Annotated in this window: 24 protein-coding genes; 23 read left to right on the forward strand and 1 reads right to left on the reverse strand. The window is 70.3% G+C overall.

Annotation, left to right across the window (positions count from 1 at the left end):
* The first annotated feature begins 61 nt into the window (after nt 1-61).
* The 13 genes from pyrR (at nt 62) to ACFE6Z_RS04050 (ending at nt 15,701) form a co-directional block, all read left to right on the forward strand.
* The gene (pyrR, locus tag ACFE6Z_RS03990; protein ID WP_375384371.1) at nt 62-598 is read left to right on the forward strand and encodes a bifunctional pyr operon transcriptional regulator/uracil phosphoribosyltransferase PyrR; all 537 of its coding nucleotides are present in this window, start codon (nt 62-64) and stop codon (nt 596-598) included.
* Nucleotides 595-1,563 (forward strand): aspartate carbamoyltransferase catalytic subunit, encoded by a 969-nt coding sequence (locus tag ACFE6Z_RS03995; RefSeq protein WP_375384372.1) that lies wholly within the window; start codon nt 595-597, stop codon nt 1,561-1,563. The genes pyrR and ACFE6Z_RS03995 overlap by 4 nt, the downstream gene beginning before the upstream one ends.
* Entirely contained in the window at nt 1,560-2,882 is a 1,323-nt protein-coding gene (locus ACFE6Z_RS04000) for a dihydroorotase (RefSeq protein WP_375384373.1), read from the forward strand. Before ACFE6Z_RS03995 ends, ACFE6Z_RS04000 begins: the two co-directional genes overlap by 4 nt.
* Nucleotides 2,879-3,415: a hypothetical protein gene (locus tag ACFE6Z_RS04005; protein WP_375384374.1), complete on the forward strand. Its 537-nt coding sequence runs from the start codon at nt 2,879-2,881 to the stop codon at nt 3,413-3,415. Before ACFE6Z_RS04000 ends, ACFE6Z_RS04005 begins: the two co-directional genes overlap by 4 nt.
* A complete protein-coding gene (gene carA, locus ACFE6Z_RS04010; protein WP_375384375.1) occupies nt 3,412-4,569 on the forward strand; it encodes a glutamine-hydrolyzing carbamoyl-phosphate synthase small subunit in 1,158 nt (385 codons plus the stop codon). The genes ACFE6Z_RS04005 and carA overlap by 4 nt, the downstream gene beginning before the upstream one ends.
* On the forward strand, nt 4,569-7,856 hold the full coding sequence (carB, locus tag ACFE6Z_RS04015; protein WP_375384376.1) for a carbamoyl-phosphate synthase large subunit: 3,288 nt from the start codon (nt 4,569-4,571) through the stop codon (nt 7,854-7,856). The genes carA and carB overlap by 1 nt, the downstream gene beginning before the upstream one ends.
* Nucleotides 7,853-8,707, forward strand: a complete 855-nt coding sequence (gene pyrF, locus ACFE6Z_RS04020) for an orotidine-5'-phosphate decarboxylase (RefSeq protein ID WP_375384377.1) — start codon at nt 7,853-7,855, stop codon at nt 8,705-8,707. The genes carB and pyrF overlap by 4 nt, the downstream gene beginning before the upstream one ends.
* The gene (gene gmk, locus ACFE6Z_RS04025) at nt 8,700-9,602 is read left to right on the forward strand and encodes a guanylate kinase (protein WP_375384378.1); all 903 of its coding nucleotides are present in this window, start codon (nt 8,700-8,702) and stop codon (nt 9,600-9,602) included. Before pyrF ends, gmk begins: the two co-directional genes overlap by 8 nt.
* 104 nt (nt 9,603-9,706) lie before the next feature.
* Nucleotides 9,707-9,967 (forward strand): DNA-directed RNA polymerase subunit omega, encoded by a 261-nt coding sequence (gene rpoZ / locus ACFE6Z_RS04030; RefSeq protein WP_375384379.1) that lies wholly within the window; start codon nt 9,707-9,709, stop codon nt 9,965-9,967.
* A gap of 88 nt (nt 9,968-10,055) precedes the next feature.
* The gene (gene metK, locus ACFE6Z_RS04035) at nt 10,056-11,249 is read left to right on the forward strand and encodes a methionine adenosyltransferase (protein ID WP_375384380.1); all 1,194 of its coding nucleotides are present in this window, start codon (nt 10,056-10,058) and stop codon (nt 11,247-11,249) included.
* 110 nt (nt 11,250-11,359) lie between these two features.
* Nucleotides 11,360-13,375, forward strand: a complete 2,016-nt coding sequence (locus tag ACFE6Z_RS04040) for a primosomal protein N' (RefSeq protein ID WP_375384381.1) — start codon at nt 11,360-11,362, stop codon at nt 13,373-13,375.
* Nucleotides 13,376-13,383: 8 nt separating this feature from the next.
* Nucleotides 13,384-14,319, forward strand: coding sequence for a methionyl-tRNA formyltransferase (fmt, locus tag ACFE6Z_RS04045; RefSeq protein ID WP_375384382.1), 936 nt, complete (start codon nt 13,384-13,386; stop codon nt 14,317-14,319).
* A complete protein-coding gene (locus ACFE6Z_RS04050; protein ID WP_375384383.1) occupies nt 14,316-15,701 on the forward strand; it encodes an RsmB/NOP family class I SAM-dependent RNA methyltransferase in 1,386 nt (461 codons plus the stop codon). The genes fmt and ACFE6Z_RS04050 overlap by 4 nt, the downstream gene beginning before the upstream one ends.
* 42 nt (nt 15,702-15,743) lie before the next feature.
* Here ACFE6Z_RS04050 and glsA read toward each other — a convergent pair whose 3' ends face one another.
* Nucleotides 15,744-16,919, reverse strand: a complete 1,176-nt coding sequence (glsA, locus tag ACFE6Z_RS04055) for a glutaminase A (protein ID WP_375384384.1) — start codon at nt 16,917-16,919, stop codon at nt 15,744-15,746.
* Between the two features lie 20 nt (nt 16,920-16,939).
* On the opposite strand from glsA, the gene rpe reads away from it, so the two are divergent.
* The 10 genes from rpe (at nt 16,940) to trpA (ending at nt 23,856) form a co-directional block, all read left to right on the forward strand.
* Nucleotides 16,940-17,635, forward strand: a complete 696-nt coding sequence (gene rpe / locus ACFE6Z_RS04060) for a ribulose-phosphate 3-epimerase (RefSeq protein WP_375384385.1) — start codon at nt 16,940-16,942, stop codon at nt 17,633-17,635.
* A gap of 119 nt (nt 17,636-17,754) precedes the next feature.
* On the forward strand, nt 17,755-18,018 hold the full coding sequence (locus ACFE6Z_RS04065) for a phosphoribosyl-ATP diphosphatase (RefSeq protein ID WP_375384386.1): 264 nt from the start codon (nt 17,755-17,757) through the stop codon (nt 18,016-18,018).
* Between the two features lie 43 nt (nt 18,019-18,061).
* Entirely contained in the window at nt 18,062-18,904 is an 843-nt protein-coding gene (gene hisG / locus ACFE6Z_RS04070; protein WP_375384387.1) for an ATP phosphoribosyltransferase, read from the forward strand.
* 2 nt (nt 18,905-18,906) lie between these two features.
* The gene (gene hisF / locus ACFE6Z_RS04075; protein WP_375384388.1) at nt 18,907-19,671 is read left to right on the forward strand and encodes an imidazole glycerol phosphate synthase subunit HisF; all 765 of its coding nucleotides are present in this window, start codon (nt 18,907-18,909) and stop codon (nt 19,669-19,671) included.
* Nucleotides 19,668-20,060: a phosphoribosyl-AMP cyclohydrolase gene (gene hisI, locus ACFE6Z_RS04080; protein WP_375384389.1), complete on the forward strand. Its 393-nt coding sequence runs from the start codon at nt 19,668-19,670 to the stop codon at nt 20,058-20,060. Before hisF ends, hisI begins: the two co-directional genes overlap by 4 nt.
* A gap of 7 nt (nt 20,061-20,067) precedes the next feature.
* Complete coding sequence (locus ACFE6Z_RS04085; RefSeq protein ID WP_375384390.1) at nt 20,068-20,655, forward strand: Trp biosynthesis-associated membrane protein; 588 nt, start codon at nt 20,068-20,070, stop codon at nt 20,653-20,655.
* A gap of 85 nt (nt 20,656-20,740) precedes the next feature.
* The gene (locus ACFE6Z_RS04090; RefSeq protein WP_375384391.1) at nt 20,741-20,971 is read left to right on the forward strand and encodes a DUF6704 family protein; all 231 of its coding nucleotides are present in this window, start codon (nt 20,741-20,743) and stop codon (nt 20,969-20,971) included.
* Between the two features lies 1 nt (nt 20,972).
* On the forward strand, nt 20,973-21,749 hold the full coding sequence (gene trpC, locus ACFE6Z_RS04095; protein WP_375384392.1) for an indole-3-glycerol phosphate synthase TrpC: 777 nt from the start codon (nt 20,973-20,975) through the stop codon (nt 21,747-21,749).
* Nucleotides 21,746-23,023, forward strand: a complete 1,278-nt coding sequence (gene trpB, locus ACFE6Z_RS04100; protein WP_375384393.1) for a tryptophan synthase subunit beta — start codon at nt 21,746-21,748, stop codon at nt 23,021-23,023. Before trpC ends, trpB begins: the two co-directional genes overlap by 4 nt.
* 32 nt (nt 23,024-23,055) lie before the next feature.
* Nucleotides 23,056-23,856, forward strand: coding sequence for a tryptophan synthase subunit alpha (gene trpA, locus ACFE6Z_RS04105; RefSeq protein ID WP_375384652.1), 801 nt, complete (start codon nt 23,056-23,058; stop codon nt 23,854-23,856).
* Nucleotides 23,857-23,860: the final 4 nt, after the last annotated feature.

A 23,860-nucleotide genomic window follows, 5' to 3' on the forward strand; every position in this document is an offset into this window, starting at 1 on the left:
GGTGGTACCGCACCACAGCAACCTTTAACACCGTCCGGAGAGGCGGAGAAGGGAGCGGCGGATGAGCAACGTGCCCCGTACCGTCCTACACACTGCCGACATCGCCCGAGCGCTGACTCGGATCTCGCACGAGATCCTCGAGTCCAACCGTGGCCCCGACGGATTGGTGCTCCTGGGCATCCCCACCCGCGGCGTCACCCTCGCCGAGCGGATCGGCGCGCTGCTGGCAGACTTCTCCGGCACGCAGGTTCCCGTGGGCGCCCTGGACGTCACGATGTATCGCGACGACCTGCACCGCAATCCCACCAGGGCTCCGCGGCCCACCCAGATCCCCCCCGGCGGCATCGACGGCAAGGTCGTCGTGCTGGTGGATGACGTGCTGTTCTCCGGCCGCACCATCCGGGCCGCTCTGGACGCACTGCAGGACATCGGCCGCCCGTCGGTCGTGCGCCTGGCCGCCCTCGTCGACCGCGGCCACCGCGATCTGCCGATCCGCCCCGACTTCGTCGGCAAGAACCTGCCGAGCTCGCGCGACGAGCGCGTCAACGTGCGCCTCGCCGAGATCGACGGGATCGAGGAGGTGACGATCGAGTCATGAGGCACCTCCTCGATACCAAGACGCTCTCGCGCGAGGAAGCACTGCGCATCCTCGACGTCGCCGAAGACATGGCAGACACCCAGCAGCGCGAGATCAAGAAGCTCCCGACCCTCCGCGGCAAGACGGTCGTGAACCTGTTCTTCGAAGACTCCACCCGCACCCGGATCTCGTTCGAGGCCGCGGCCAAGCGGCTGAGCGCCGATGTCATCAACTTCTCGGCCAAGGGTTCGAGCGTGTCGAAGGGCGAGAGCCTGCAGGACACCGCCCAGACGCTGCTGGCGATGGGGGCGGATGCTGTCGTCATCCGCCACGGAGCCTCCGGCGCCCCCCGGACCCTCGCGACGAGCGGGTGGATCACGGCCGGCGTCGTGAATGCGGGCGACGGCACACACGAGCATCCGACTCAGGCGCTCCTCGATGCCTTCACGATGCGCAAGCGCCGGTTCGCCGGCGACAGCCGCGGGCGCGACCTCTCGGGGATGAGGGTGACGATCGTCGGCGACGTGCTGCACTCGCGCGTCGCACGCTCGAACGTCTGGCTGCTCGACACCCTCGGCGCAGAGGTCACGCTCGTCTCGCCGCCCACGCTCGTGCCGCAGGACGTGTCGGCGTGGCCGGCACGCATCCTCTACGACCTGGACGATGCGATCGCCGACGAACCGGATGCGCTCATGGTCTTGCGGATCCAGCTGGAGCGCATGAACGCCGCGTATTTCCCGACTGAACGGGAGTATTCCCGGCGCTGGGGCCTGGATGCCGGGCGGCTGGCGGCACTGGGTCCGGATAGCATGGTGATGCACCCGGGGCCGATGAACCGCGGGCTGGAGATCTCGTCCGAGGCTGCGGATTCGCCTCGATCGACGGTGCTCGACCAGGTGACCAATGGCGTGTCCGTGCGGATGGCGGTGCTGTACCTGCTGCTGGCGGGCGAGCGCGCGGGCGAAGAGAGTGAGGACGAGTCGTGAGCGACGGCACATCGACGGTGGTCCTCATCCGGGGGGCTCGGCTGGAGGGCGGCGATGCCGCCGACATCCTCGTCGAAGGCGGGATCATCTCCGAGGTCGGAAGCGGACTCAGCCGCCCGGGAGCGAAGATCGTCGATGCCGAGGGGCTCATCGCGCTGCCGGGGCTGGTCGATCTGCACACGCATCTGCGCGAACCCGGGTACGAGGCATCCGAAACCATCCTCACCGGGTCGCGCGCGGCCGCTGCGGGCGGGTACACGACCGTCTTCGCTATGCCGAACACCTCGCCGGTGGCGGACACCGCAGGCGTCGTCGAGCAGGAACTCGCGCTCGGCGAGGCCGCCGGCTACGTGACGGTCCAGCCGATCGGCGCGGTCACGGTCGGCCAGAAGGGCGAACGGCTCGCCGAGCTCGGTGCGATGGCCTCGTCGCGGGCACGCGTGCGCATCTTCAGCGACGACGGGTTCTGCGTGTGGGATCCGCTCATCATGCGCCGCGCGCTGGAGTACGTGAAGGCTTTCGACGGCGTCATCGCGCAGCACGCGCAGGACCCGCGCCTCACCGAGGGTGCGCAGCTGAACGAGGGGAGCGTCTCGGCCGAGCTCGGCCTCGCCGGCTGGCCCGCAGTGGCCGAGGAGTCGATCATCGCCCGCGACGTCCTGCTCGCCCAGCACGTCGGATCACGCCTGCACGTCTGCCACCTCTCGACCGCCGGGTCGGTCGACATCATCCGGTGGGCCAAGAAGCGCGGCGTGAACGTCACCGCCGAAGTGACACCGCATCACCTCCTTCTCACGGATGAGCTCGCGCGGGGCTACGACGCCCGGTACAAGGTCAACCCGCCGCTGCGCCGTGACGAGGACGTGCGCGCGGTGCGCGAGGGTCTGGCCGACGGCACGATCGACATCGTCGCCACCGACCACGCCCCGCATCCGGTCGAGGCGAAATCCAGCGAGTGGCAGGCCGCAGCCAACGGCATGGTGGGCCTGGAGAGCGCGCTGCGCGTCGTGCACACCGCCATGCTCGACACGGGCCTGCTCACCTGGGCCGACGTCGCGAGGGTCATGTCGCACACCCCTGCGCGCATCGGGCGGCTCGAAGGGCACGGCACTCCGCTCACCGCCGGGCAGCCGGCATCCCTCACCCTGTACGACCCCGCACCCGTGCGGACGTTCACGACGGATTATCTGCGCGGACGCAGCGCCAACTCGCCGTACCTCGGTCGCGAGCTTCCCGGCGAGATCCGGTGGACGATCCATCGGGGCCGCGTCACCGTCGCCGACGGTGTGCTGCAAGACCTGTCGGAGGTACCCGCATGAGCTTCGAAGGTGCCCTCGCGATCTGGGTCGCCCTCGCCCTGATCGCACTCGCGCTGCTCGTCTGGGCGTGGATCCGCCGCTCCCGCCGCGACCGTCGCTTCACCGTTCCGGTCGGCGACGCGCCGACCGGGGCGACGGTGCTCGCCGCATTCCCCGGACTCTACGTCGCCACGACCGCACACGAGGCGCCGCTCGAGCGCCTCGCCATCAAGAGTCTCGGTTTCCGTTCGCGGGTCGACATCGTGGTCACCGATGCAGGGCTGGTCCTGGACCTTCCCGGTCAGCCGCGCATCTTCCTGACGCCGGACCGCATCGTCGACGTCGCGCAGTCGACCGTGGCGATCGACCGCGTCGTCGAACGCGACGGCCTGGTGCGCATCGCGTGGCGGATCGACCTCACTCCAGTCGACGGCACGCAGAACAACGGCACCACGATCGTCGACTCGTATCTCCGCCCGCAGAACGCGTCGGCCCGCGCCGTGGTCGACGCGCTCCGGCCCCTCACCACGACTCCGACAGGAACAGACGCATGACCTCCTCGTTCCAGACCGATCCCGCCGTGCTCGTGCTCGAGGACGGCAGCCGTCATCGCGGTCGCGCGTACGGCGCACTCGGCACGACCGTGGGCGAAGTCGTCTTCGCCACCGGGATGACCGGCTACCAGGAGACCCTCACCGATCCCTCGTACGCCGGGCAGATCGTGCTGCAGACCGCACCCCACATCGGCAACACCGGCATGAACGGCGAAGACCCCGAGTCGCGTCGTATCTGGGTGGCCGGCTACATCGTGCGCGATCCCTCTCGAGTCGTCTCGAACTGGCGCGCTGACGAGTCACTCGACCACGCCCTCGTCGGCGACGGCGTGGTCGGCATCAGCGGCATCGACACCCGCGCCGTCACCCGCCACATCCGCTCGGCGGGCAGCATGCGCGGCGGGATCTTCTCCGGGGATGCCGCTGCCCTCGCCGATGCCGAGCAGCTGCGCATCGTGCGCGAAGCCCCCGAGATGTCGGGCCGCAACCTCTCCGCCGAGGTCTCGGTCGCGAGGGCCGAGGTCACGGCAGCGGATGCCTGGGCCCCGCGCATCGGCAATCTCGCGGTCCTGGACCTCGGCGTCAAGCAGTCCACGATCGACAACCTCGCCGCGCGCGGGTTCGACGTGCACGTCCTGCCCCAGGACGTCACGATCGAGCAGCTCAAGGCCGTCGATCCGGTCGGAGTCTTCTACTCGAACGGGCCGGGCGACCCCGCGGCCTCCGGCGATCACGTCGCGCTGCTGCGCGCGGTCCTCGACGAAGGGCTGCCGTTCTTCGGCATCTGCTTCGGCAACCAGCTGCTCGGCCGTGCGCTCGGGCTCGGCACCTACAAGCTCCCGTTCGGGCATCGCGGCATCAACCAGCCGGTGCTCGACAAGACGACAGGGCGCGTGGAGATCACCGCGCACAACCACGGCTTCGCGGTCGAGGCGCCGCGGGAGGGCGAGTTCGAGAGCCCGAACGGCTACGGACGGGTCGAGGTGAGCCACGTCGACCTGAACGACAACGTCGTGGAGGGGCTGCGGGCCCTCGACATCCCCGCGTTCTCGGTGCAGTACCACCCCGAGGCCGCGGCCGGTCCCCACGACGCCAACTATCTCTTCGACCGCTTCCGCGACATGGTGCTCGACCAGCAGAAGGAAAAGAACTAGTGCCCAAGCGCGACGACATCAAGAGCGTCCTGGTGATCGGCTCCGGCCCGATCGTCATCGGCCAGGCCTGCGAGTTCGACTACTCCGGCACCCAGGCGTGCCGGGTGCTCCGCGAGGAGGGCGTGCGGGTCATCCTGGTCAACTCGAACCCGGCGACGATCATGACCGACCCCGACTTCGCGGACGCGACCTACATCGAGCCGATCACGTGGCAGGTCATCGAGACGATCATCGCGAAGGAGAAGCCGGACGCGATCCTGCCGACCCTCGGCGGTCAGACCGCGCTGAACGCGGCGATCGACCTGCACAATCACGGCATCCTCACCAAGTACGACGTCGAGCTGATCGGCGCGAACTTCGAGGCGATCAACAAGGGCGAGGACCGCCAGATCTTCAAGCAGCTGGTGCTGGATGCCGGGGCGGGTGTCGCCGACAGCCGCATCGCACACACGATGGACGAGGTGCTCGCCGCCGCCGCCGAGCTGGGCTACCCGCTCGTGGTGCGCCCCAGCTTCACCATGGGCGGCCTCGGCTCAGGTTTCGCCTACGACGAGAAGGATCTGCGCCGCATCGCCGGCGCGGGACTGCACGACTCGCCCACGCACGAGGTGCTCCTGGAGGAGTCGATCCTCGGGTGGAAGGAGTACGAGCTCGAGCTCATGCGCGACACCGCCGACAACACCGTCGTCGTCTGCTCGATCGAGAACGTCGACCCCGTGGGGGTGCACACCGGTGACTCGATCACGGTCGCTCCCGCACTGACCCTGACCGACCGCGAATACCAGAAGCTGCGCGACATCGGCATCGACATCATCCGCGCCGTGGGCGTGGACACCGGCGGCTGCAACATCCAGTTCGCCGTCGATCCCGAGACCGGCCGCATCATCGTGATCGAGATGAACCCCCGCGTCTCGCGCTCGTCGGCCCTCGCGTCCAAGGCCACCGGCTTTCCGATCGCCAAGATCGCCGCCAAGCTCGCGATCGGCTACCGGCTCGACGAGATCCCCAACGACATCACCAAGGTCACGCCGGCGAGCTTCGAGCCGACTCTGGACTACGTCGTGGTGAAGGTTCCGCGCTTCAACTTCGAGAAGTTCCCCGCCGCCGACACGACCCTCACCACCACCATGAAGTCGGTCGGCGAGGCGATGGCGATCGGCCGCAACTACGCCACCGCCCTGCAGAAAGCGCTCCGCTCGCTCGAGAAGCGCGGGTCGAGCTTCCACTGGGGCGACGAGGCGCGCTCGGTCGCCGAGCTGCTCGAGATCGCCGCGGTGCCCACCGACGGTCGCATCGTCGTGGTGCAGCAGGCGCTGCGCTTCGGTGCGACCGTCGCGGAGGCCTTCGATGCCACCAAGATCGATCCGTGGTTCCTCGATCAGATCGTGCTGATCAACGAGGTCGCCGAGCTCGTCCGCACGGCGGGTGAGCTGGATGCCGACACCCTGCGTATCGCGAAAGAGCACGGGTTCAGCGACGCACAGGTGGCACAGCTGCGGGGCATCGCCGAAACCGAGGTCCGCGGCATCCGTCACGCGTTCGGTCTGCGCCCGGTCTACAAGACTGTCGATACGTGCGCGGGGGAGTTCCCCGCGCTCACGCCCTACCACTACTCCAGCTACGACTTCGAGACCGAGGTCACCCCCTCCGAGCGGACGAAGGTCGTCATCATCGGTTCGGGCCCGAACCGCATCGGCCAGGGCGTCGAGTTCGACTACTCGTGCGTGCACGCGTCGTTCGCGCTCTCGGCCGCCGGGTACGAGACCGTCATGGTCAACTGCAACCCCGAGACGGTCTCGACCGACTACGACACGAGCGACCGGCTGTACTTCGAACCGCTCACGCTCGAAGACGTGCTGGAGGTGCTGCACGCCGAGGCCGCGTCGGGCGAGATCCTGGGTGTCATCTGCCAGCTCGGCGGCCAGACGCCGCTCGGGCTCGCGAAGGGCATCCAGGATGCCGGCTACCGCATCCTCGGCACGAGCCCCGAGGCGATCGACCTCGCCGAAGAGCGCCAGCTGTTCAGCGACATCCTCGACGCCGCAGGGCTCGTCGCACCGCGCCACGGCACCGCGATCGATGTCGACGGAGCCGTCGCGGTGGCCGATGACATCGGCTTCCCCGTGCTCGTCCGCCCGAGCTTCGTACTCGGCGGACGCGGGATGGAGATCGTCTACGACACCGAGAGCCTGCGCGACTACTTCGTCCGCACGGCGGGAGAAGTCATCGTCGGACCGGGGATGCCGCTCCTGGTCGACCGCTTCCTCGATGACGCGATCGAGATCGACGTCGACGCCCTCTACGACGGCGAACAGCTCTACATCGGGGGAGTGATGGAGCACCTCGAAGAGGCCGGCATCCACTCCGGCGACTCGAGCTGCACGCTGCCGCCCGTCTCACTCGGCCGCACCGACATCGACCGGGTGCGCGAAGCGACGCTCGCGATCGCCGAGGGCGTCGGGGTGCGGGGCCTCCTGAACGTGCAGTTCGCGATCAGCGCGGGCGTGCTCTACGTGATCGAGGCGAATCCCCGGGCCAGCCGCACGGTGCCGTTCGTGTCGAAGGCGCTCGGCATCCCGCTCGCGAAGGCGGCCAGCCGCATCATGGTCGGCACCTCGATCGCCGACCTGATCGCCGAGGGGCTGCTCCCGGTGGGCGACGGTTCGCGCGTGCCACTGGATTCGCCGGTCGCCGTCAAGGAAGCGGTGCTGCCGTTCAAGCGCTTCCGCACGAAGGACGGGCAGATCGTCGATTCCGTGCTCGGCCCGGAGATGCGCTCCACGGGCGAGGTGATGGGCATCGACCGCGACTTCCCGACCGCGTTCGCCAAGAGCCAGGAAGCCGCGTACGGCGGCATGCCGCTGTCGGGCACTGTGTTCATCTCGGTCGCCGACCGCGACAAGCGCGCCGTCATCCTTCCCGCCCACCGGCTCCAGGAGCTCGGTTTCGACCTGGTCGCAACCGCAGGCACCGCCGAGATCCTGGCCCGCAACGGCATCGCCGTGCGGGTGGTCAACAAGTTCTCCGCGACGCAGGAGAGCGGCGAGACCAACATCGTCGACCTGATCAACGCGGGCGAGATCGACATCGTCGTGAACACGCCGAGCGGTGGCATGGCACGCGCCGACGGGTACGAGATCCGCGCGGCGGCCGTGGCCGCCGACAAGGCCCTGTTCACCACGATGGCTGTGCTCGGCGCGGCCGTCAGCGCGCTGGGCGTCCTCAAGGACGGCTTCCGCGTGCAGAGCCTCCAGGAGTATGCACACGATCGGGCAGCGCGCCTGTGACCACGTTCGGGCAGCGCCTGTGGGCGGCGATGGACGAACACGGCCCCCTGTGCGTCGGCATCGATCCGCACGAGTCGCTCCTTTCCGCGTGGGGGCTGGATGTCTCGGCCGACGCGACCCGCGAGTTCGGCCTGCGCGTCGTGGCGGCCGCTGCCGGGCGCGTCGGGGTCGTCAAGCCCCAGGTCGCGTTCTTCGAGCGGTTCGGGTCGGCCGGTTTCGCCGCGCTCGAGGATGTCATGCGTGCGGCGCGGGAGGCGGGGCTGCTCGTGATCGCCGACGCGAAGCGCGGTGACATCGGAACGACGATGGAAGGCTACGCGGCGGCATGGCTCGCGCCGGGTTCGCCCCTGGAGGCGGATGCGGTGACCCTGAGCCCCTACCTCGGCGCCGACTCGTTGCAGAAGACCCTGATGACGGCCCTTCGCGTGGACAAAGGCGCGTTCGTGCTCGCCGCGACGAGCAACCCCGAGGCGCTCGCGGTGCAGAGCGCCCTGACGATCGACCCGTCGGCGAACGAGGGGGAGCGAGTCGCCGAGCGGATCGCACGCGACGTCGCCGGGAACAACGTGGGCCTGCCGGGCGCACTCGGATCCATCGGCGTCGTCATCGGCGCGACGGTGGATCGCGCGGCTTTCGGGCTCACCGACATCGTGCTCGCGGGAACCCCCATCCTGGCTCCCGGTTTCGGCGCGCAGGGCGCGCAGCCTGCCGACCTCGGGCGACTGTTCGGGTACGTGGCATCGGGGGTGCTCGCGAGCGAGAGCCGCAGCATCCTGTCCGCAGGACCCGAGCGGCTGTCGCAGCGCATTCAGGAGCGCGCGGCCTTGTACGGTGAGAGGACCCATGGCTGATTCCCGCACACCTCCCGAAGTCGACCGCGTCGCCGCATCGCGCAAGGCGATCGCCGCGCGCCGCGAGCGCGCCGCCCTCAAACGCGACGTCACGAGCCGGGTGATCTCGCCCCAGGAGCTCCTGAGACGGGCCTTCGCCGACCCGGCATCGCCGGCCGGCGCGATGCGGGTGACGGAGTTCCTGACGAGCATCCCCGCGATCGGTGTCGGCAAACGCGACCGGATCCTGCAGAGCCTCCAGATCTCTCCGGTGAAGCGGCTCGGCGGACTCGGTGCGCGCCAGCGGCGCGTGCTGGCGGCGTTCCTGGACGAACGCGTGCCGGAGAGCGGTCCGCGCGATGCGCGCAGCAGACTCGTCGTGCTTGCCGGCCCGACCGCGGTCGGGAAGGGGACGGTCGCCGCACGCATCAAGGACGATTACCCCGAGATCGTCCTCTCGGTGTCGGCGACCACACGTGCGCCGCGTCGGGGCGAGGTGGACGGTGAGCACTACTACTTCGTCGACGATGCCGAGTTCGACCGCATGATCGCCGCCGATGAGCTGCTCGAGCACGCGACCGTCCACAACCGCTTCCGCTACGGCACCCCCCGACGTCCGATCGAGCAGGCGCTCGCCGACGGTCGCACCGTGCTGCTGGAGATCGATCTGCAGGGCGCGCGCCAGGTCAGGGCGGCCGAACCCTCCGCGACCCTCGTGTTCCTGCTCCCGCCCAGTTGGGACGAACTCGTGCAGCGACTCGTCGGCCGGGGCACCGAGAGCGACGAAGAACGGGCACGCCGCCTGCGCACCGCGAAGGTCGAACTCGCAGCGCAGAACGAGTTCGACTTCCGTGTCGTCAACGACGAGGTGGCACGTGCGTCCGCCGAGATCGCCGCTCTCGCGCGCCGAGCATAGCCAGCTGCCGCGCTTCGGTCGATCGCAAGGTAGAATGGTCGGATGCGCCGGCGCGCTCTTGTGCGCTGCCTCGCCGCAGTCATCCACAACCTGGAGGTTTCGCCATGGCCGGAAAGAATCAGGGCATCATCGAGCCCCCCATCGACAGCCTGCTCGAGAAGGTCGACTCGAAGTACCAGCTCGTGATCTACGCGTCCAAGCGCGCACGCCAGATCAACGACTACTACTCCGACCTGCACGAGGGGAACCTCTTCGACAATGTGGGTCCGCTCGTTGACTCGACGGTGGAGGACAAGCCGCTGACGATCGCGATGCACGAGATCCACGAGGACAAGCTGCGCCTCCGCCACGCCGAGCAGGCGTAAGCACTCACGTCACTCGAAGTAACTCGCGGTGGCATCCTGTCGGATGTCACCGCGATACTTTTCTGACCCCCACCCTCTGGAGTAATCGATGGCCGATCTTCGCCTGTTCACGTCCGAGTCCGTCACCGAAGGACACCCCGACAAGATCTGCGACCAGATCTCCGACAGCATCCTCGATGCGCTGCTGGCGGTCGACCGCAACAGCCGCGTCGCCGTCGAGACACTGGTCACGACCGGACTCGTGCATGTCGCCGGTGAGGTCCGGACCTCGGGCTACGTCGACATCCCCGGCATCGTGCGGCAGGTCGTCAACCGCATCGGTTACACCTCGAGCGACACCGGGTTCGACGGAGACTCGTGCGGCGTCAGCGTGTCGATCGGCGAGCAGTCCAGCGATATCGCCACGGGAGTCGACACCGCTCTCGAGCACCGCGAAGGCGGGTCGGTCGACCCGCTGGACTCGCAGGGGGCGGGCGATCAGGGGATCATGTTCGGCTACGCCACGAACGAGACCCCGCAGCTCATGCCGATCGCGATCTGGACGGCGCACCGCATCGCGGAGCGGCTGACCGAAGCCCGGCGCAGCGGTGCGCTGCCGTTCCTCCGGCCCGACGGCAAGACGCAGGTCACGATCGGCTACGACGGAACGATTCCACGCACGATCGAGACCGTGGTCCTGTCGACGCAGCACGATCCGGACATCTCGCTGAAGGCCCTGCGGGCGGCAGTGGATGCCGAGGTCATCGCGCCGATCCTGGCTGAGACGGGCCTCGAGATCGGCCACTCGCAGTCGATCATCAACCCGGCAGGGCCGTTCGTCACCGGCGGCCCGAAGGGCGACGCGGGCCTGACCGGCCGCAAGATCATCATCGACACCTACGGCGGCGCCTCACGGCACGGCGGCGGCGCGTTCAGCGGCAAGGACCCGTCGAAAGTCGACCGCTCGGCCGCGTACGCGATGCGCTGGGTCGCCAAGAACGCGGTGGCGGCCGGGCTCGCCGACCGCCTCGAGGTTCAGGTCGCCTACGCGATCGGGCGCGCGCAGCCGGTCGGCCTCTACGTCGAGACCTTCGGCACGGGCCACGTCGCCGACGACGTCATCACCGGCGCGATCCTCGACGTGTTCGATCTGCGTCCCAAGGCGATCATCGACGGACTCGACCTGCTTCGCCCGATCTACGCCCAGACGGCGGCGTACGGGCACTTCGGTCGCGAACTGCCCGACTTCACGTGGGAGCGCACTGACCGCGTCGACGATCTGCGCGCAGCCGCCGGTCTGTGATCCGACGGTCGCGACCGCTCTCGTCGCGCGGGCGCCCGGCCGGCGCGTGAAATGAGGCGCGTGGAATGACAGCGCCCGAAATGCCACCGCCGTCAATAACAGCGCCTGAGATGACAGGGCTCCGCGTCGCGCGCGTGCTCGTCGACTCGCCGCTGCCGCAGCTGGATCGCCTGTTCGACTACTCGATCCCCGACCACCTGATCGCGGACGCGCAGCCGGGGGTGCGGGTGCGGGTGCCGCTGCGTTCGGCGGGGCGCATGGTCGACGGGTTCCTCGTCGAGATCGCCGTGGGGCAGGAGTCGCCGCGCCCGCTCTCCGAGATCGACGCGGTGGTCTCGCCGGTCGTCGTGCTCACCCCGGCCCTCTACGCTCTCGCACGGCGCACAGCCGATCGCGCAGCCGGATCGGCCGGCGACATCCTGCGACTGGTGATCCCGAAGCGGATGGTGCGGGCCGAGAGGGCCTGGCTGAGCGGCACACCGCCCGAGCCGCATCCCGTCCCGAGTGACACGGTGGCATGGGCCGACCGCATCCTGAGCGGGTTCAGCGGTTTGGCCACAGCCCTGGACGATCGCGAGCGCATCGCGGTGGATGCTCCGCCCCGCCCCGCCCGCATCGACGCCGATACCGAGGTCGGCGCATGGGCGGAGCTGCTCGCGGCGGCCGCGCTGCGTGAACTCGCCGCCGGCCGCAGCACCGTGCTCGTCGTGCCCGACTATCGCGATCAGGCCCAGCTGGAGGCCGTGCTCGCCGCACATGGCGCCGCGCCGAGCGTCGTGCGCGTCGATGCCCGTCAGAGCGGCCCCGAGCGCTACAGCGCGTTCCTGCGGACGCTCAGCCCTGTGCCGTGCATCGTCGTCGGCAACCGCTCCGCCGTGTACGCCCCGGCGCACGAGCTCGGGCTGATCGCGGTATGGGACGACGGAGATCCGCTGCTCTCCGAGCCGCTCAGCCCGGGCGTCCACGCGCGCGACGCCGCGCTCGTCCGGCAGGAGCTCGACGAGTGCGCGCTCCTGTTCGCCGGCCACACCCGCACGACCGACGTCGAGCGGCTCGTCGCGGTCGGCTGGGTGCGGGAAATCACTCCGACACGGAAGGAGTCGCCGCGTGTCGTGCTCAGCGCGACGCGCGAGGGCGAGGCGCGCTCGGCGCGGCTGCCGTCTGCCGCCTTCGCGTCCGCGCGCGAGGCGCTCGCGTCCGGTCCGGTGCTCGTGCAGGTCTCGCGACCGGGGTACGCGCCCGTGCTCGTCTGCGGCGACTGCCGAAGGCCCGCGCGGTGCCGGCACTGCGCCGGTCCGCTGCGTGCGCAGCGGGCAGGGGCCACGCCCGAATGCGGGTGGTGCGGTCGCCCCGCCACCGGGTGGCGGTGCCCGCACTGCGAATCCGCGCGGCTGCGCATGGCGTCGTCCGGCAGCGAACGCACCGCCGACGAGCTGGGCCGCGCGTTCCCCGGCGTCCGGATCATCGTGGCCGACGGGGATCACCCCGTCACGCAGGTCGACGAACGCCCCGCGCTGATCGTGGCGACGCGGGGCGCCGAGCCGCACGCGATCGGCGGCTATCGCGCGGTCATCCTGCTGGACGGCGATCGGATGCTGCTGGCCGAGGATCTGCGGATCGGCGAATCGTGTCTGCGGTGGTGGTCGAACGCAGCGGCGCTGGCTGCCCCCGGCGCCCCCGTCCACCTGGTCGGGGTGACCGGCGGAGTCGCCCGCGCGCTCGCGACGTGGACCCAGCCCGCGTACGCCCGTGCGGAACTTGCCGAGCGCGCTGCGCTGCGTATGCCGCCCACCGTGCGCGTCGCGACCGTCGAAGGCGTTCCGCGCGCGGTCGATGCCGCGCTGTCGGCCGTGCAGTCGGCGCCCGGCGGTGTGGAGCCGACGCACGGCCCGGACGCGACCGGTGGAAGCGTGCTCGGTCCGGTCGCGGTCGCATCCGATGGGGGTCCCGCTCTCGCGCGCGCTCTCGTGCGATTCGATTACTCCCAGGGACGGGCCGTCGCCGAGAGCCTCCGCGCATCGGTCATCGCCGAGGCGCTCCGCTCGCGCAAGGCGCTCAAGGGCAGACCCACAGGACCCCGCAATACACTCAGAGTCCGGGTCGATGTGCCCGATCTGGATCTGTGAGGAACCGCATGCGACTCGTCTTCGCCGGCACACCCGACGCCGCCGTCCCCTCGCTCCGGCGGCTCGCGGCATCCGATCACGATCTCGCCGGAGTCATCACGCGACCGGACGCTCCTGTCGGGCGAAAGCGCGAGCTGACCCCGTCGCCGGTCGCACAGGTCGGCGCCGAGCTCGGCATCCCGACGATCAAGACCCATCGGCTCGACGCGGCCGCGACCTCCGCCGTCGAGGGCCTCGCGCCTGAGCTCGGCGTCATCGTCGCCTACGGTGGCCTCGTGCGCGAGCCGCTGCTGTCGACGCCGCGGCTCGGCTGGATAAACCTGCACTTCTCGCTGCTCCCGCGCTGGCGCGGGGCCGCCCCCGTGCAGCGCGCCCTGATCGCCGGCGACCGGGTGACCGGTGCCAGCGTCTTCCAGCTCGTCCCCGAGCTCGACGCGGGCGACGTGTTCGATGAGGAGGAGTTCGTCGTGCCCGACGGCGCGACCGCGGGCGATGTCCTCACCGCACTGGCCGGCACCGGCGCTGAGCTGCTGCTGCGCGTTGTGGATGCGCTGGCGGCCGGCACGGCACGGTCGCGCCCGCAGCACGGCGAACCCACCCTCGCGCCCAAGCTCACCGTCGAGGACGGCGTGCTCGACTGGCACGAGCCGGCCGAGCGGGTGCTCGCGCGCCTCAGCGGAGTCACCCCCGAGCCCGGCGCCCACACCACGGTCGGAGGCGCGCGGCTGAAGGTGCTCGCCGCGCGTGTCGTCGACGGCGACGCACCGTCATCCAGCGGAGCCCTGGCACCGGGGGAGCTCGCCGCCGAGGATGGGACGGTGGTCATCGGCACCGCCACCACCCCGATCGAGCTGCTGAGCGTGCAGCCCGCGGGAAAGGGGCCCATGCGCGCCGCCGACTGGTTCCGCGGTCTGCGGCTCGATGCACCGGTGGCCGGAGCGTGACGGCCGCACAGGCCTCGCGTCGCGTCGCGTACGACACCATCCGCGCGGTCCACGAGTCGGATGCCTACGCCAACCTGCTGCTGCCGCGTTCGATCGAGCGGGCGGGGCTCTCCACCGCCGACGCGGGGCTCGCGACCGAGCTCACCTACGGCACGCTGCGGCGCCAGGGCACGTACGACGCGGTGCTCGCGATCGCCGCAGACCGACCGGTGGCCGACATCGACCCGAGCGTGCTGGACGCCCTGCGGCTGGGTGTGCACCAGCTCCTCTCCACGCGGGTCGCCTCGCACGCCGCGGTGAACGAATCGGTCGAACTCGCCCGCGAGGCAGGCGGCCGCGGTGCCGCCGGCTTCGCCAACGCGGTCCTGCGGCGCGTGTCGCGCGATACCCCGGGCGAGTGGATGTCGCGGGTCGCGCGCTCCGCCCGTTCGGACGACGAGCGGCTCAGCCTCCTCTTCTCCCACCCGGTATGGATAGTCCGGGCGTTCCGTCGTGCTCTTGCCGCTGAAGGGACAGCCACCGGGGGGAGGGCGAACGAGCTCGAGGAGCTCCTGGCCGCAGACAACGCTTCACCCGCGGTCACGATGGCCGCCCTTCCCGGGCTGGCCGAAGTGCCGGAGGGCGCGGTGCGCACGCCCTACTCGCCGTTCGGGTTCCGCCTCGGCGGGGGCGACCCCGAGCGCACGGTGGTCGGCTCAGGAGGACTCCTGCGCGTGCAGGACGAAGGCTCGCAGCTCGCGGCGCTCGCCCTCACCAGGGTTCAGGCGGTGACGCCGGGGGAGCGGTGGCTCGATCTGTGCGCCGGTCCCGGGGGAAAGACGGCGATTCTCGCCGCGGAGGCGCTCAGCGGTGGCGCCGAGCTCGATGCCAACGAGATCTCCCCGGCGCGCGCGGGTCTCGTGCGGCGCGCGATCGCCGACATCCCGCTGGAGGTGACCGTCTCCGAGGACGACGGCCGCACCCGTGCGGCCGAGGCTCGGGGCCGCTACGACCGCATCCTCGTCGACGCTCCGTGCACGGGCCTGGGCGCACTGCGGCGACGCCCCGAAGCGAGGTGGCGCAAAATGCCCGCCGACATCCCCGAGCTCACGCAGCTGCAGCGCGAGCTCGCCACGGCCGCCATCGGCGCCCTCCGCCCCGGCGGCATCCTCGCCTACGTGACGTGCTCGCCGCATCTGGCCGAGACCGCGGGAATCGTCGCCGACCTGATCCGCGAATCCGGCGGAGCGATCGAAGAGCTCGATGCCCGTGAGACCGTGCGGGCGATCGCCCACACCGATCCGGAACTGCCCGAGCCCGGCGACGGCAGCGGCCGCGCACAGCTCTGGCCGCACCGGCACGGCACCGACGCGATGTCGATCTCGCTCCTGCGCCGGGTCTGACCTCGGGCGACGCGAGCGGCATGCTTCGGGCGCCGCGAGCGGTTACTCGAGCAGGCGGAGCGCGCCGCCGGCGGCCGCGAGCTCCTGGCGGATCGCCGCGAGAGCGGCCGGGTGCATCCGGGCGAGGTCGCGCGCGTCGATCGTCACGACGACGTCGCCCGACGCTCCGCGCGCGACCTCGCGGAGCACGGTCAGCACCCGCTCCGCGCCCGAGAAGCCCAGCTCGCCTCCGAGGCGCACCGTGACCGCGCCGGTGACATCGCGATCGACGCTGATGCCCGGCTCGGCGATCGTCTCGTGCTGCTCGAACACGTGCATGCCGAAGCTCTCCGAGAGACGTTCGAGCACGGCTGTCGAGCGCACGCTGTTGCCGTGCTCATCCAGGCGCGGGCTGAAGGAGGCGACGCCGAACTGCGACGGAGCGACGGCGAGCAGACCGCCACTGACGCCGCTCTTGGCCGGAAGGCCGACCCGCAGCATCCACTCGCCCGAGAAGTCGTACATGCCGCAGCTCGCCATGATCGACAGCACGTCACGGGCGATGCGCTCGGTCACGACGCGTCGGCCCGTGACAGGGTTGGTGCCCCCGAACGCCACGGTGGCCGCCATGATGGCGAGGTCTTTGACCGTCACGAGGATCGAGCACTGCCGGAAGTAGGTCTCGACCGCCGTCTCGACGGATCCGCCGACGATCCCGTACGAGCGCATGAGGTGCGCGAGGGCCCGATTGCGGAAGCCGGTGTCCGACTCCGAGCGATAGACGCCCTCGTCGATCCACAGCGAGCGCCCCGCGAATGCGGACAGCATCTCGACGATGCGGCCGGTGCGCTCGTCGATGTCGTCGCCCGAGATGAGCGCGGAGGTGGCGATCGCGCCGGCGTTGACCATCGGGTTGGCGGGTCTACCGGTCAGGGCCTCGAGGCTGATCGCATTGAACGGCTCGCCGCTCGGTTCTGCGCCGACGCGCTCGAGCACGGCGTCGAGGCCTTGCTCCTGTAGGGCGAGGGCGAGGACGAAGGGCTTGGAGATCGATTGGATGCTGAACTCGACGTGGTCATCCCCCACCGAGAAGATCCGGCCGCGTGGGCCCACGACGGCGAGCGCCAGATGATCCGGGTCGGCCGAGGCCAGCTCCGGGATGTAGGCGGCCGGGGCCCCATCGGTGATCGGACGCACGCTATCGAGCACGGCGTCCAGGAGCAGCTGGATGGGGTCCACGGCTCGACCATAATGGACGCGTGCCCCCCAGCGATGACCGCAGTGAAACCAGCGCCGTCCGCATCAATCCCAGCATCCTCGCCGCCGATTTCGCGAACATGCAGTCAGAGCTCGCTCGCATCGACGGCGCGGACTTCGTGCACGTCGACGTGATGGACAACCACTTCGTGCCCAACCTCACGTTCGGGCCGCAGATGGTCGGCCGTGTGCAGGCCACGAGCCCCGTGCCGCTCGACGTGCATCTGATGATCGATGACCCCGATCGGTGGGCTCCGGAGTACGCGGAACTCGGGGCGGCCTCGGTGACATTCCACCTCGAGGCCGCCACCGAGCCGGTCGCCCTCGCCCGGCGCCTCCGGGGCATGGGAGCGCGCGCCGGGGTCGCGATCAAGCCCGCGACCGCCGTCGAGTCGCTGTTCGAGGTGCTCGACGAGTTCGACCAGATCCTCGTGATGACCGTCGAGCCGGGATTCGGTGGTCAGTCGTTCATGGCGAACATGATGCCCAAGCTGTCTGTTCTGGCCGCGGAGGTGCGCCGGCGCGGATCGGCCGTCTGGCTGCAGGTCGACGGCGGCATCTCCGAGTCGACGATCGAGCAGGCCGCGGAGGCGGGCGCCGATACGTTCGTCGCCGGGTCCGCCGTGTTCGGCGCAGAGGATCCCGGCGCCGCGATCCGCGCGCTCCGGTCGAGCGCGACCCGACACCTCCACCGGTGAGCTGACCCCACGTCCGACGAGCACGGCACGCCCGGCAGCCACCTCGAGGTCCTGATGGTCGGGCTCAGCATCCTCGTCCACTGAACCGTGTGGGGCGACCGCGCCGGTACGCTGGGACGGTGAAGACGTTCGACGCCCTGTTCGCCGAGTTGACCGCGAAGGCGGCCGACCGCCCCGTCGGATCGGGCACGGTCGCCGAACTCGACGCCGGTGTGCACGCGATCGGCAAGAAGATCGTCGAAGAGGCCGCCGAAGTGTGGATGGCCGCCGAATACGAGACGACGGATGCCGCGGCAGAGGAGATCTCGCAGCTGCTGTACCACCTCCAGGTGCTGATGCTCGCGAAGGGCCTGTCCCTCGAGGACGTCTACCGACATCTGTGAGCGCGCCCCCGCCGCCCGCCACACCACCGAACGAAAGCCTCACATGCTGCGAATCGCCGTGCCCAACAAGGGCTCGCTCGCCGAGACCGCCACCGAGATGCTCGCCGAAGCGGGCTACATCGGCCGACGCGACCCGAAGGATCTGCACGTCATCGATCCGGTCAACGAGGTCGAGTTCTTCTACCTGCGCCCGAAGGACATCGCCACCTACGTCGGCTCGGGTGCGCTGGATGTCGGCATCACCGGCCGCGACCTGCTCTTCGACGCACGGATGCCGGGGGCCCGCGAGATCGAATCCCTCGGCTTCGGGGGTTCGACATTCCGCTTCGCCGGGGCTCCCGGGCGCTTCCAAACGATCGAAGACCTGGAAGGGCTCCGGGTCGCGACGTCGTATCCGGGGCTGGTCGACGGCTTCCTCGACGAGCGGGGGATCGCCGTAGACCTCGTGCCGCTGGACGGCGCGGTCGAGTCCGCGGTGCGATTGGGTGTCGCGGATGCTGTCGCCGACGTCGTGTCGACCGGCACCACCCTGCGGCAGGCAGGCCTCGACATCTTCGGTCCGGTCATCCTCGAATCCGAGGCCGTGCTGATCAGCGGGCCGTCGGACGCGGAGGCCGCCGACACGCTCCTGCGCCGCCTTCGCGGCGTGATGGTCGCGCGCCGCTACGTGCTCATCGACTACGACCTGCCGGCCGCGCTCATCGATGCAGCGGTCGCGATCGCCCCCGGCATCGAGTCGCCGACGATCTCGCCGCTGCGCGATCCGGAGTGGGTCGCGGTGCGGGTGATGAGCCCGCGGAAGACCTCGAACCAGGTCATGGACGCGTTGTACGCCCTGGGCGCCCGCGCGATCCTGGTCACCGCGATCCACAACGCGAGGCTGTAGCGATGAGCCTGGTCTGCCGCGTCATCCCGTGCCTCGACGTCGCCGCAGGGCGTGTCGTGAAGGGCGTTAACTTCGCGAACCTGCGCGACATGGGCGACCCGGTCGAGCTCGCGCACCTCTATTTCACGCAGGGAGCCGACGAGCTCACCTTCCTCGACGTCACCGCGACCGTCGACGAGCGCGCCACGACGTACGACGTCGTGCGGCGCACGGCCGAGGAGGTCTTCATCCCGTTGACCGTCGGCGGCGGTGTCCGTTCGGCCGACGACGTCGCCCGCCTGCTCGCCGTCGGCGCAGACAAGGCGGGGGTCAACTCGGCGGCGATCGCACGCCCCGCGCTCCTGGATGAGATCGCCGACCGCTTCGGCGCGCAGGTGCTCGTGCTCTCGCTCGACGTCAAGCGCTCGGGGGCGACCGCGTCGGGCTTCGTCGTGACGACCCACGGCGGCCGCACCGAGACCACGCTGGATGCGCTGGCCTGGGCGCGCGAGGCGATCGAACGCGGCGCGGGGGAGCTGCTCGTCAACTCGATCGACGCGGACGGCACCCAGCAGGGTTTCGATCTCGAACTGGTCGCGCTCATGCGTGAGATCTCGAGCGTTCCCGTGATCGCATCGGGCGGTGCGGGCCGGGCCGAAGACTTCGCCCCCGCGATCGCCGCAGGCGCGGATGCGGTGCTCGCCGCGAGCGTCTTCCACTCCGGTCGGCTGACGGTCGGCGATGTGAAGGCCGCCATGACGGCCGAGGGGATCGAGGTACGCGCGTGAGCGAGGAGACCGAGTCGATCGACGAGCGTATCGCGCGCGTGGCGTTCAATGACGACGGGCTCGTCGCCGCGATCGTCCAGCAGTGGGACACCCGCGAAGTGCTCATGCTCGGATGGATGGATGCCGAAGCCCTGCGCCGCACTCTCACCACCGGACGCGGTACGTTCTGGTCGCGCTCACGCGGGGAGTACTGGCGCAAGGGCGACACCTCGGGCCACATCCAGGTCGTCCGCGAGGTGCGCCTGGACTGCGACGGCGACGCCGTGCTCGTCGAGGTCGATCAGGTCGGCCCCGCCTGCCACACCGGCACACGCACGTGCTTCGACGCCGACGACCTGCACGCCGTGGTCGGGCCCGAACGGCCAGCCGAGGGCGTGACAGGCTCATGAGGCGCCCATGCTAGGCCGCGCCAGGCTGCTCTCCGTCGTCGCGACGATCCTCGCAGGCGCCCTCGGCGTCATCTCGTCCACGCAGACGTGGGTCGTGGTGACCCTTGCCGACGGAGCAGCGCACACGGTCGACGTGGCGGGTGCCGCGGCGATTCCGGTCCTTGCGCCGCTGAGCCTCGCGACGCTCGCCCTCGGTGCTGCCCTGTCGATCGTCGGGCTGCTCCTGCGATGGGTGTTCGGGGTCCTGACCCTCGTGATCGCGGTGGCACTCGGCATCCTCACCTCGCTCGCCGCCTTCGCCACCCCCGTCGCCGCGTACGCGGCTTCGGTCACCAGCACGACGGGGATCACCGGAACGGATGCCGTCGCCGCCTTGGTCTCGTCGGCGACGACGACGCCGTGGCCGTACGTGACGCTGGTCGCCTGGGTGGTCCTGCTCGCCGCCGGCATCATGACGCTCGCCACCGCGACGCGCTGGGGGGGGACCGGGAGGCGCTACCGCACCGATGCGGGGGCGGCTGGCGCAGCATCCCGCCCTCGCGATGCCGTCGACTCGTGGGACGACCTTTCGCGCGGAAGCGACCCCACGGCATGACGCGGTTCCCGACGCGATGGCACCAGCCGACCCGGCTACACTGAAAACGCGCGCGGTTCGCAGCGCCCGCACTCGAAGGAGACCCATGAGCACCCCCGACGGAGACCCCGGACACGGTCACTCCCCGGCCGCATGGACGGCCGTGATCATCATGCTGATCGCGATCACGATCGGCACCACGGCGTTCTTCTTCGACCTGCAGTGGCTCGTCTGGGCATCGGCCGGCCTCGTGCTGGTCGGCGTCATCGTCGGCTGGGTCATGAAGAGGTCGGGCTACGGCGTCGGCGGCGACAAGTACATCGCGAAAGAGCACTGACGTGCTCGCCGACCTCACGGCCGGCGCGGTGGAGGATGCCGGGATCCGCGAATCCGCCCGACCCATCGAGGTCGTGGAGCGGATCGCGCTCGCGCAGGCCCCCGCGCGTGACGTCCTGGCTGCGCTCGCCCCGTCCGACCGCGTGAAGATCATCGCGGAGGTCAAGCGCGCTAGCCCCTCGCGCGGCGACCTCGCCGCCATCCCGGACCCCGCCCATCAGGCCCGTCTGTACGAGCAGGGCGGCGCGTCCGCCATCTCGGTGCTCACCGAGGGCCGCCGGTTCAAGGGCAGCCTCGCCGATCTGGAGGCCGTCCGCGGATCCGTGGCCGTCCCGGTGCTCCGCAAGGACTTCATCGCGACGCCGTACCAGGTGTTCGAGGCTCGGGCGGCCGGCGCCGATCTCGTCCTCCTCATCGTCGCGGCACTGGAGCAGGATGTGCTCGGCGAGCTGCACACCCTCACGCAGGAGCTCGGCATGACGGCGCTGGTCGAGACGCACTCGGCCGACGAGGTCAGCCGCGCCGCCGACATCGGTGCGAAGCTCATCGGTGTGAACGCGCGCAACCTCTCGACCTTCGAACTCGACCGCGACCTGTTCGGCTCGCTGGCGGGCAGCATCCCCGCCGACGCCGTCAAGATCGCGGAATCGGCCGTGCTCGCGCCCGCCGACGTCGCCCACTACCGCGCGGCCGGTGCCGATGTCGTCCTCGTGGGGGAGGCGCTCGTGACGGGCGACCCCGTCGCGACCCTGCACGCGTTCCTCGGAGCGGCGTCGTGAGCCTGCGCGGGGCGCCCGGCCCGTTGTTCGGCGATTTCGGCGGGCGGTACATGCCGGAATCGCTCATCGCGGCGATCGACGAGCTCACCGCCGTCTACGAATCGGCGATCGTCGACCCGGCGTTCCAGGCCGAGTTCACCCGTCTGCTGCACACCTACGCCGGTCGCCCGTCCGCTCTCACCGAGGTGCCCAGGTTCGCCGCGCACGCCGGTGGGGCGCGCGTCTTCCTCAAGCGCGAAGACCTGAACCACACCGGCTCGCACAAGATCAACAACGTGCTGGGGCAGGCTCTGCTCACCCAGCGCCTCGGCAAGACGCGGGTCATCGCCGAGACCGGCGCCGGCCAGCACGGCGTCGCGACCGCCACGGCCGCCGCACTGTTCGGCTTCGAGTGCACGATTTACATGGGCGAGGTCGACACAGAGCGCCAGGCGCTGAACGTCGCGCGGATGCGGTTGCTCGGCGCCGAGGTCATCCCGGTCACCACCGGGTCGCGCACGCTCAAGGACGCGATCAACGAGGCGTACCGCGACTGGGTCGCGAGTGTCGACACGACCAACTACATCTTCGGCACGGCCGCGGGCCCGCATCCCTTCCCCGCGATGGTGCGCGACTTCCAGAAGATCATCGGCGAAGAGGCGCGCGCGCAGCTGCTGGACGAAGTCGGCCGGCTGCCCGACGTGGTGCTCGCGTGCGTGGGCGGCGGATCGAACGCGATCGGCATGTTCGACGCCTTCCTGGATGACGCGGACGTGAAGCTGTACGGCGTCGAGGCCGCAGGCGACGGTGTCGACACAGACAAGCACGCCGCTTCCATCGAGCGCGGCCGCCCTGGTGTTCTGCACGGTGCGCGCACGTTCGTGCTGCAGGACGAGGACGGCCAGACGGTCGAGTCGCACTCGATCTCGGCCGGGCTCGACTACCCGGGGGTCGGCCCGGAGCACTCCTGGCTCGCCTCCATCGGCCGCGCGCAGTACATCCCCGCAACCGACGACGAGGCGATGCAGGCGCTGCGCCTGCTGTCGCAGACGGAGGGCATCATCCCCGCCATCGAGTCGGCGCACGCCCTGGCCGGTGCACTGCGGATCGGCCGCGAGCTCGGGCCCGACGCGATCATCGCGATCTGCCTCTCCGGTCGCGGCGACAAGGACATGGACACCGCCGCCCGCTACTTCGAGCTGTACGACGCTAACGTCGCGCTCGAGGGCGGTCCGGTGCCGGCGGACGGCGCCGCGCCCGTCGACGGCGCCAAGGGCGAGGGAACGGAACTGTGAGCTCACGCGTGGCGGCATCTTCTCGCGCCGCCGTGCCCTCACGCGTGGGCGCGGCGATCGACGCCGCGCACGCTCAAGGTCGAGGGGCCTTCATCGGCTATCTGCCCATCGGCTTCCCGGATCTGCAGACCAGCATCGACGCCGCCGTAGCCCTCGCCGACAACGGTGCCGACATCCTCGAGCTCGGCCCGCCCTACTCCGACCCGGTGATGGACGGCAAGGTCATCCAGGAGGCGACACAGGCGGCGCTCGCGGGCGGATTCCGGCTGCGCGACCTCTTCCCCGCGATCCGCGAGATCACGAGCCGCGTCGATGTGCCCGTCCTCGTCATGACCTACTGGAACCCGGTCGCGCAGTACGGTGTCGACCGTTACGCCGACGATCTGCTGGCCGCAGGCGGCGCAGGCCTCATCACGCCCGACATCACACCCGAGGCGGCAGGGGAGTGGATCGCGGCGAGCAGGCGCACGGGCCTTGACCGCATCTTCCTCGCGGCGCCGACCTCGACCGACGATCGGCTCGATCTCGTGGTGCGCAGCTCGACCGGTTTCGTCTACACCGTCTCGACGATGGGCATCACCGGCGAACGCACGGAGCTGGATGCTGCGGCCCGCACGCTCGTCGCGCGCCTCCGCGAGCACGGGGCCGAACACGCGTGCGTCGGCATCGGCATCTCCACCGCCGACCAGGTCTCCGGCGTGCTCGACTACGCCGACGGCGCGATCGTCGGAACGGCCCTGGTCCGCGCCCTTCGCGACGGAGGACTGGAGGGCCTTGCGACCGAGGCGCGCGCCCTCGCGGTCGGCACGAAGTCGGCTCGGGCCCACGGTTAGACTC

The sequence above is a fragment of the uncultured Microbacterium sp. genome (assembly GCF_964244775.1).
GTDB lineage: Bacteria > Actinomycetota > Actinomycetes > Actinomycetales > Microbacteriaceae > Microbacterium.